This window comes from Polaromonas sp. P1_G4 (genome assembly GCF_056405475.1).
This window is the reverse complement of record NZ_JBFUCA010000001.1, coordinates 41,607-50,232: the sequence shown is the minus strand read 5'-3', so window position 1 is coordinate 50,232 and position 8,626 is coordinate 41,607. Positions and strand designations below refer to the sequence as shown.

General features: G+C 62.4%; 7 protein-coding genes. 1 reads left to right on the top strand and 6 read right to left on the bottom strand.

The window, feature by feature from the left end; translation table 11 throughout:
• Positions 1-24 precede the first annotated feature (24 nt).
• From AC1D1X_RS00240 to AC1D1X_RS00215, 6 genes are all read right to left on the bottom strand, one after another.
• On the bottom strand, positions 25-783 hold the full coding sequence (locus AC1D1X_RS00240) for a 5'-methylthioadenosine/adenosylhomocysteine nucleosidase (RefSeq protein ID WP_477697656.1): 759 nt from the start codon (positions 781-783) through the stop codon (positions 25-27).
• 110 nt (positions 784-893) lie between these two features.
• Positions 894-2,582, bottom strand: a complete 1,689-nt coding sequence (locus tag AC1D1X_RS00235) for a long-chain-fatty-acid--CoA ligase (protein WP_477697655.1) — start codon at positions 2,580-2,582, stop codon at positions 894-896.
• 166 nt (positions 2,583-2,748) lie between these two features.
• On the bottom strand, positions 2,749-4,173 hold the full coding sequence (locus AC1D1X_RS00230; protein WP_477668783.1) for an NAD(P)(+) transhydrogenase (Re/Si-specific) subunit beta: 1,425 nt from the start codon (positions 4,171-4,173) through the stop codon (positions 2,749-2,751).
• Positions 4,170-4,496 (bottom strand): NAD(P) transhydrogenase subunit alpha part 2, encoded by a 327-nt coding sequence (locus AC1D1X_RS00225; protein ID WP_011485418.1) that lies wholly within the window; start codon positions 4,494-4,496, stop codon positions 4,170-4,172. Before AC1D1X_RS00225 ends, AC1D1X_RS00230 begins: the two co-directional genes overlap by 4 nt.
• An 81-nt stretch (positions 4,497-4,577) precedes the next feature.
• Positions 4,578-5,693 carry a Re/Si-specific NAD(P)(+) transhydrogenase subunit alpha gene (locus tag AC1D1X_RS00220; protein ID WP_477668784.1) on the bottom strand — a complete coding sequence of 372 codons (1,116 nt, stop codon included), beginning with the start codon at positions 5,691-5,693 and terminating at the stop codon, positions 4,578-4,580.
• Positions 5,694-5,947: 254 nt separating this feature from the next.
• Positions 5,948-7,483, bottom strand: a complete 1,536-nt coding sequence (locus AC1D1X_RS00215) for a CoA-acylating methylmalonate-semialdehyde dehydrogenase (RefSeq protein WP_477697654.1) — start codon at positions 7,481-7,483, stop codon at positions 5,948-5,950.
• Between the two features lie 139 nt (positions 7,484-7,622).
• Here AC1D1X_RS00215 and AC1D1X_RS00210 point away from each other — a divergent pair, with 139 nt between their 5' ends.
• On the top strand, positions 7,623-8,624 hold the full coding sequence (locus tag AC1D1X_RS00210) for a LysR family transcriptional regulator (RefSeq protein WP_457281504.1): 1,002 nt from the start codon (positions 7,623-7,625) through the stop codon (positions 8,622-8,624).
• Positions 8,625-8,626: the final 2 nt, after the last annotated feature.

Sequence of the window (8,626 nt, the reverse complement as noted above, 5' to 3'; positions counted from 1 at the left end):
GCTATCAAATAGATAGCAAACACTTTAAACGGGAATCGCCGGCAGCAACTTCTCAACAATGGCACGCGCGTAGACGCTGGCCACTTCCGCCACAAATGCCGGAAAGTCCACGTGCGCGGTGTCGTCGGCGCGGTCGGAAATCGTTCTCACCGACGCAAACGCCACGCCGTAGTCATGGCAGACCTGCGCCACGGCCGCACCCTCCATCTCGACCGCCAGCGGCGTGTGGCCTGCTGCAATCAGTGCCGCACGGATACCGGCGGCTTCCTGCGCACCGCAGACAAAGCGGTCGCCGCTGATCATCAGCCCGCGGTGGACACGCGCAGACGGATACGCCGGCACAGTACCGGCAGCCAGCGCCGCCGCGTGCAATAACGCCGTCAAAGCCGCGTTGCTTTCAAAAACCGTCTTGCCATACAGCGGAACCTCATAGCGGGGAAACAGCGGTGAGGCGTCCATGTCATGCTGCACAAAACTGTCGGCCACCACCACATCGCCCACATTCACACTTTCGCCCAGCCCACCGGCCACACCGGTGAATACAATGCGGCCGACCTTGAAGTGCTCGATCAGCGCCACCGCCGTGGTGGTTGCCGCCACTTTTCCGATACGCGCGAGCACCAGCACGACCGGGTGCCCGTGCAGGGCACCAAGCCAGAACTCGCGGCCAGCGTGCTTCACCTGCCGCGCGTTTTCCAGCAGGTCAATCAGGCCGGACTGCTCTTCAGCAMGGGCGCTGAGGATGGCGGTGGGTGCACGGGGGAAGATGTCAACGGAAGTCATGCCCTGATTTTGCCCGCGCTTTCAACACCGGGGGCGCAGAAAAAAGGGCAGCTTGCGCTGCCCTCTAGAAAACCTGCCGCGCATGCGCGGCGAGCTCTGAAACTTGCCGTTTATTTCTTGTCGCGCAGTTCGCGGCGCAGGATCTTGCCAACCGGCGTCTTGGGCAGATCGGTACGGAACTCCACCACTTTCGGTTGTTTGTAGCCTGTGAGATTGGTTTTGCAGTATTCCCGCACCTGTGCTTCCGTGAGCTCGGGATTCTTTTTCACGATCACCAGCTTCACGGCTTCGCCGGACTTTTCATCGGCAACGCCTACGCAGGCACATTCCATCACGCCGTCGAGCTTGGCCACTACATCCTCAATTTCGTTCGGATAGACATTGAAGCCGCTCACAAGGATCATGTCTTTCTTGCGGTCGACGATCTTGAAGAAGCCGTTTTCATCGACCACGCCGATGTCGCCTGATTTGAAGTATCCGTCGGGCGTCATGACCTTGGCGGTCTCGTCGGGGCRCTGCCAGTAGCCGGCCATGACCTGCGGACCCTTGATGGCGATTTCGCCGGGCTGGCCTTGCGGGACTTCATTGCCGTCGTCATCGAGCAGCTTGAAGTAAGTGCCGGGAATCGGCACACCGATGGTGCCGGTGAAGGCCTTGCTGTTGGTCGGGTTGCAGCTGGCCGAGGGTGATGTCTCGGAAAGGCCGTAACCTTCGCAGACCGGGCAGCCGGTTTTCTCGAGCCACAGCTTGGCCACCGCGCCTTGCACAGCCATGCCGCCACCCAGAGAAATCTTCAGGTGCGACCAGTCCACGGTGTTGAAGTCCGGGTGATTCGCCAGGCCATTGAACAGGGTATTGACCGCGGGGAAGCTGTTGATCTTGTGCCTGGAGAGCTCTTTAAGCACGGCCGTCAGGTCACGCGGATTGGGGATCAGGATGTTTTTGCTGCCGGTGCGCATGCCCAGCATCATGTTCACGGTGAACGCGAAGATGTGGTACAGCGGTAGCGCGCAGACATACGTGAGCTGCTCGCCGGCCGGCAGGGCCGCCATGGCCGGGCTGTTCCAGGCTTCGGACTGCAGCACATTGGCGATCACGTTGCGGTGCAGCAGAACGGCGCCCTTGGAGACACCTGTGGTGCCGCCGGTGTATTGCAGCACGGCCACGTCGTCTGGTTTGATGTCGKGCCGCTTGAGCGTCAGGCGCGTGCCCTGCGCCACAGCGTCGTTAAAACGCACGGCGCCGGGCAGGTTGAAGGCCGGCACCATCTTCTTGACGTTGCGCACCACGTAGTTGACGAGCGCGCCCTTGAGCATGCCTAGCTGGTCACCCATGGCGCACAACACCACGTGCTTGACGGGCGTGGCGGCAATGCATTGCTCGAGCGTGTTGGCGAAGTTTTCGATGATGACGATCGCCTTGGCGCCCGAATCCTTGAGCTGATGCTCCAGTTCGCGCGGCGTGTACAACGGGTTCACATTGACCACCACATAGCCGGCGCGCAGGATGGCGGCCACCGCCACCGGGTACTGCGGTACGTTGGGCATCATGATGGCAACGCGGTCGCCCTTAGCCAGGCCCAAGCTCTGCAGGTAGGCGCCGAAGGCGAGCGACAGGCTGTCGGTCTGGCCGAAGGTCACGTCCTTGCCCATGAAGCTGTAGGCGACGCGGCTGCCGTGTTTCTTGAAGCTTTCCTCCATCAATGCGACCAGCGACGGGTACTGGGACGCGTCGATATCGGTAGGAACGCCCGGCGGATAGGCTTTGAGCCATGGGCGGTCAAGGGTCGCTGCATTCATGTTTGTCTTCTCCATTACGTATTGCTTACTGCCATGGATTCTCATGGCGTGCCCTCTTCGTGGCTATTGCGTTTTCCCTAGGAAACCCGGGAAATCAGGAGGGAAGCCTCTCTAAATCGGGGTGCGCCCGCGGCTCGCCGCCGCGGGAAAACCCGGCGGCCAGCGATTACTCGATGGCCTTGCCCATGTCTTCGATCACCTTTTTGGCGTCCCCGAACACCATCATGGTCTTGTCCATGTAGAAGAGTTCGTTGTCCAGGCCCGCGTAGCCAGCCGCCATGGAGCGCTTGTTGACGATGACCGTCTTGGCCTTGTAGGCCTCCAGAATCGGCATGCCGTAGATCGCGCTGCCCTTGACGTGCGCGGCGGGGTTCACCACGTCGTTGGCGCCCAGGATGATGGCGACATCGGCCTGGCCGAACTCGGCGTTGATGTCTTCCATTTCATGCACCTGGTCGTAGGGCACTTCGGCCTCGGCCAGCAACACGTTCATGTGGCCGGGCATGCGGCCGGCCACCGGGTGGATCGCGTATTTGACGTTGACGCCCTTGTCGATGAGCTTTTGCGCCAGCTCTTTGACCGAGTGCTGGGCGCGCGCCACGGCCAGGCCGTAGCCCGGCACGATGATCACGGTCTCCGCATTGCCCAGGATGAAGGCAGCGTCGTCGGCAGAGCCCGACTTGACGGGGCGCTGCTCTTTGGCGCCTGCGGCGGCGGTGCCGGCCTCACCGCCGAAGCCGCCCAGGATCACGTTGAAGAAGGAGCGGTTCATCGCCTTGCACATGATGTACGAGAGGATGGCGCCCGACGAGCCGACCAGCGAGCCGGCAATGATCAGCATGGAGTTGTTGAGCGAAAAGCCGATACCGGCCGCGGCCCAGCCCGAGTAGCTGTTGAGCATGGACACCACCACCGGCATGTCGGCGCCGCCGATCGGAATGATGATCAGCACGCCCATGACGAAGCTCATTGCCAGCATCGCGAAGAAGGCGGGCCAGCTGCCCGTGAACATGAACACCAGCCCCAGGCCGATGGTCACCAGGCCCAGCACCAGGTTCAGCTTGTGCTGGCCGGCAAACTGCACAGGTGCGCCCTGGAACAGGCGGAACTTGTAAGTGCCCGACAGTTTGCCGAAGGCGATCACCGAGCCGCTGAAGGTGATGGCGCCAATGGCGGCGCCGAGAAACAGCTCCAGCCGGTTGCCGGTGGGGATGGGGTTGCCTTTGGCGGCGATGCCAAAAGCGTATGGCTCGGCAACGGCGGCCACAGCGATAAAGACCGCAGCCAAACCGATCATGCTRTGAAAGAACGCCACCAGCTCGGGCATCTTGGTCATTTCGACCGTCTTGGCGCGCCAGGCGCCATAGCCTCCGCCGACCACCAGGCCCAACAGAACGTAACCCATGCCGAGGGCCTTGCCGCCCGAGATCTCGACAATCAGCGCCGCCGTGGTCAGCGCGGCAATCGCCATGCCGGCCATGCCGAACAGGTTGCCGCGGATTGAGCTGGTAGGGTGTGACAGGCCCTTGAGCGCCTGAATGAAGCAAACGGAGGCTACCAGGTACAGCAGCGTGACGAGATTCATGCTCATTTGGCGGCTCCTTCAGCGGGCGCGGCGACTTTTTTTTCTTTCTTGCGGAACATCTCCAGCATCCGGCGCGTCACCAGAAAGCCGCCGAAGATGTTGACGGCCGCCAGCGCCACGGCCAGCACGCCCATGGTTTTGCCCAGTGGTGTTTCGGTCAGTGCGGCCGCGAGCATCGCGCCCACGATCACGATGGCCGAAATCGCATTGGTCACCGCCATCAGCGGTGTGTGCAACGCCGGCGTGACGGTCCACACCACGTGGTAACCCACGTAGATGGCCAGCACAAAAATAATCAGGTTGATGATGGTGGGTGACACTGCATCCATGGTCTTCTCCGTGAGGGACTACGCGGGCGTGAGCCCGGCTTGTCCGATTAAATCCAATTGATCCGATGAGTCCCGAACGGGTTACTTCTTCTTGACCTCGCCGCCCTGCGTCATCAGGCAGGCTGCGACGATGTCGTCTTCCAGGTCGACATTGAGCGTGCCTTCCTTGGTGATGATGAGCTTGAGGAAGTCGAGCAGGTTGCGGGCATAGAGCGCGCTGGCATCCGCCGCGACAAGGGCCGGTACGTTGGTCTGGCCGATCAGCGTCACGCCGTGCTTGACCACGGTCTTGCCGGGTTCGGTCAGCGGGCAGTTGCCGCCTTGAGGTGCGGCCAGGTCGACGATCACGCTGCCGGGCTTCATGGCCTTGACCATGTCTTCGGTGACCAGCACCGGCGCCGGGCGGCCCGGGATCAAGGCTGTGGTGATGACCACGTCGGCTTGCGCCACGCGCTTGGCGACTTCGGCCTTTTGCCGCTCGAGCCAGCTCGGCGGCATGGGCTTGGCATAGCCGCCCACACCGACCGCGGCTTCGCGTTCTTCGTCAGTCTCGTAGGGCACATCGATGAATTTACCGCCCAACGATTCGACCTGCTCTTTGACGCTCGGGCGCACGTCGCTGGCTTCAATGACGGCGCCAAGGCGCTTGGCGGTGGCGATGGCCTGCAGGCCGGCTACGCCGACGCCCAGGATCACCACGCGGGCGGCCTTGACCGTGCCGGCCGCCGTCATGAGCATGGGGAAGAAGCGCTGGTATTCGGCAGCGGCCATCATCACGGCCTTGTAGCCGGCGATGTTGGCTTGCGAAGACAGCACGTCCATGCTTTGCGCGCGGCTGGTGCGCGGCGCGGCCTCCAGCGCGAAGGACGTCAGCTTGGCCGCAGCCAGGCGCTGCAGCCCGGTGGCATCAAAAGGATTGAGCATGCCGACCAGCACACCGCCGGCTTTGGCCAGGCCCATTTCACTGTCCAGCGGGCAGCGGACCTTGAGCACGATATCAGCGCCATAAGCGCCCGCCGCGTCGGTGATCTCTGCGCCGACCGCCGTGTAGGCCTCATCGGGAACGCTGGCAGCCACCCCGGCGCCGGACTGCACACGGACGGTATGCCCTTGTGCCTTGAGCTTTTTGGCCGTTTCGGGCGTGATGGCGACGCGTGTTTCTCCGGCCGTGATTTCGGCGGGTACCCCAATGAGCATGGGTCTCTCCTCAGTACGTTGGTGTTGGTTTGATTGACGTCAGCCCGCAGGCGGGCTTGCGCGCGATCTGTCTCGGTGTCTTTATCTGCGTATCCGCTTTTGTACCTGTCATGAAGCTTACATGAGATTTCTGCAATTTTTTGTCAGGGCAGTCTACAGTTTTTGACCCGAGTCAAGCCACGCAATAAAAAAAGCCCCGCCTGCCAATACATGGCGGTTGGGGCCGGTTTGCCTTGATGGCTGGCGTGCTATTTCTATTTGGCTGTCGGCATCACGAATTCGGCGCCCTTGCCGATGCTCTCTGGCCAGCGCTGCATGATGGACTTTTGTTTGGTATAGAAACGTACGCCCTCTTCGCCATAGGCGTGCATGTCGCCGAAGAGGCTTTTTTTCCAGCCACCAAAGCCATGCCAGGCCATGGGCACCGGGATCGGCACGTTGATGCCGACCATGCCGACCTGGATGCGGCGGCTGAATTCGCGGGCCACGTGGCCGTCCCGGGTGAAGCAGCTCACGCCGTTGCCGAATTCATGGGCATTGATCAGGTTCACCGCTTCGGCGAAGTCCTTCACGTGCACGCAGCCCAGCACCGGGCCAAAAATCTCTTCTTTATAGATGCGCATGTCGGGCGTGACATGGTCAAACAGCGTGCCACCCATCCAGAAGCCCTTGCCGCAGCCCGGGCCGGCCTTGGCGCCCGTGAAGGTGCGGCCGTCCACCAGCAGCTTGGCGCCTTCTTTCACGCCCGTCTCGATGTAGCCGGTAATGCGCTGGTGCGCGGCCGATGTGACGATGGGGCCCATTTCAGCGTCAAGCTCCACACCGTTTTTGATCACCAGTGTTTTGGCGCGCGCTTCCAGCATGGGAATGAGTTTTTCGGCCACATTGCCCACCAGCACAGCCACAGAGATCGCCATGCAGCGTTCGCCGGCCGAGCCGTAGCCCGCGCCGATCAATGCGTCCACCGCCTGCTCCAGGTCGGCGTCGGGCATGACCACCATGTGGTTCTTCGCGCCGCCCAGTGCCTGCACGCGCTTGCCGTGGCGTGCGCCGGTTTCGTAGATGTAGTTCGCGATCGGTGTGGAGCCAACAAAGGACACGGCCTTCACGTCCGGGTGCACCAGCAGGGCGTCGACCGCCTCTTTATCGCCCTGCACCACGTTGAAGACGCCGTCGGGCAAGCCGGCTTGCTTGAGCAGGTCGGCCATGAAAAGGCTGGGGCTGGGGTCGATGGGACTGGGCTTGAGCACAAAGCAGTTGCCGGCGGCAATCGCCACCGGGAACATCCACATCGGCACCATCACCGGGAAATTGAAGGGCGTGATGCCGGCCACCACACCCAGCGGCTGGCGCAGCGTCCAGTTGTCGATGCCGGTGGAAACCTGGTCGGTGAAGTCGCCCTTGAGCAGCTGCGGAATGCCGCAGGCGAATTCAACAATGTCGATGCCGCGCGAGACCTCGCCTTGGGCGTCGGTGAACACCTTGCCGTGCTCGGCGGTGATCATGTGGGCCAGCTTGTCCTTGTTCAGGTTGAGCAGTTCCAGGAACTTGAACAGCACGCGCGCGCGGCGCAGTGGCGGCGTGTCGGCCCAGGCGGGAAAGGCGGCCTGGGCTGACGCCACGGCCGCATCGACCTCCRTTCCGCTGGCAAGCGCGACATAACCCGACACCGCGCCCGTTGCAGGGTTGAAGACTTCCTGGCTACGCCCGGAAGACGGCGCGGCCACACGGCCATTCAGGTAGTGGCCGATGGTGGCTTGTGAAGCGGAGGCAGCAGGGGATAAAGACATTTTGCAATCCTTGAAAGGTGGCGGCACCGGACTGGCCGTTGGGGGTTCACCGCAGTCTAGGGCTGCGCAGCCGAATTGATAATGCCCCGTTTTGTGATTACATTGTTCATATTTTTGAACAATAGACCTCTCGACCTCCATGTCTTCCGACCAGCTATCGCCCCTTGTCGCCGATCTTCACCTGCTGACCATCCTGGCGGCTACACGCAGCTTTACCGAAGCGGCGCGCCGCCTCGGGATGTCCAAGGCCTCGGCCAGCATGCGCATCAGTGAGCTGGAGCGCGCCGCCGGCGTGACGCTGGTGCGACGCACCACGCGCTCCGTAGGCCTGACGGAGGCTGGCCAGCAATTGGTGAACGACATGCAGCCGGCGTTTAACCGCATCAGCGAGAGCTATTCCGCCGTGAAGGACCTGGTGGAAACCCCGCGCGGGCTGATCCGCGTGACAGCACCTGTCGCGCTCGGGCGTCAGCACCTGGCGCCCTGCGTTGCGGCCTTCCTCAAGCGCTATCCCGAGATCCATATCGAACTGGAACTCACCGACCGCTTTGTCAACCTTGCCAATGAAGGCTTCGACCTGGCGATACGACACACGAATGCGCCGCCCGACACCCATGTGGCCTGGGTGTTGTGCGAAACGCGCTCCATCCTGCTGGCCAGCCCCGACTACCTGGCGCGCCGCGGCGTGCCTGCGCAGCCGTCAGACCTGGCCGCGCACGATTGCCTGCTTTACCTGGGCAACCACAACACCGCCAGCTGGACCTTCGTGCGCAGCGGCAAGCGCAAATCCCGCGAGCAAGTTGGCGTGAACATCACGGGCACACTGAAGGCCAACAACAGCGAAGTGCTGCGCGAAGCGCTGGTGGCGGGCCTGGGCATCGGCCTGCTGCCGGATTTCAGCGCACCTGCGGGTGGCAGCGCGGTGCCATCGCCGTCGCCGCTTGTGCAGGTGCTGCCCGAGTGGCAGGTGCAGGGATTTTTCGGCGAGCGCATTTACGCCCTCAGGCCCTGGTCGCAGCAAGTGCCCAAGGCGGTGCAATGCCTTGTGGCACATTTGCGCGAGAGTTTCGCTGCCGGATTTTCGGCTAGCAAACACACCTGGCCGGCCGGTCAGGACCCCGGTCATCAAGGCCACGGATAATC

Coding starts and splice junctions, on each gene's coding strand:
- AC1D1X_RS00220 (WP_477668784.1), bottom strand. CDS start 5,693: ATGCTCATTGGGGTACCCGCCGAAATCACGGCCGGAGAAACACGCGTC.
- AC1D1X_RS00210 (WP_457281504.1), top strand. CDS start 7,623: ATGTCTTCCGACCAGCTATCGCCCCTTGTCGCCGATCTTCACCTGCTG.
- AC1D1X_RS00225 (WP_011485418.1), bottom strand. CDS start 4,496: ATGGATGCAGTGTCACCCACCATCATCAACCTGATTATTTTTGTGCTG.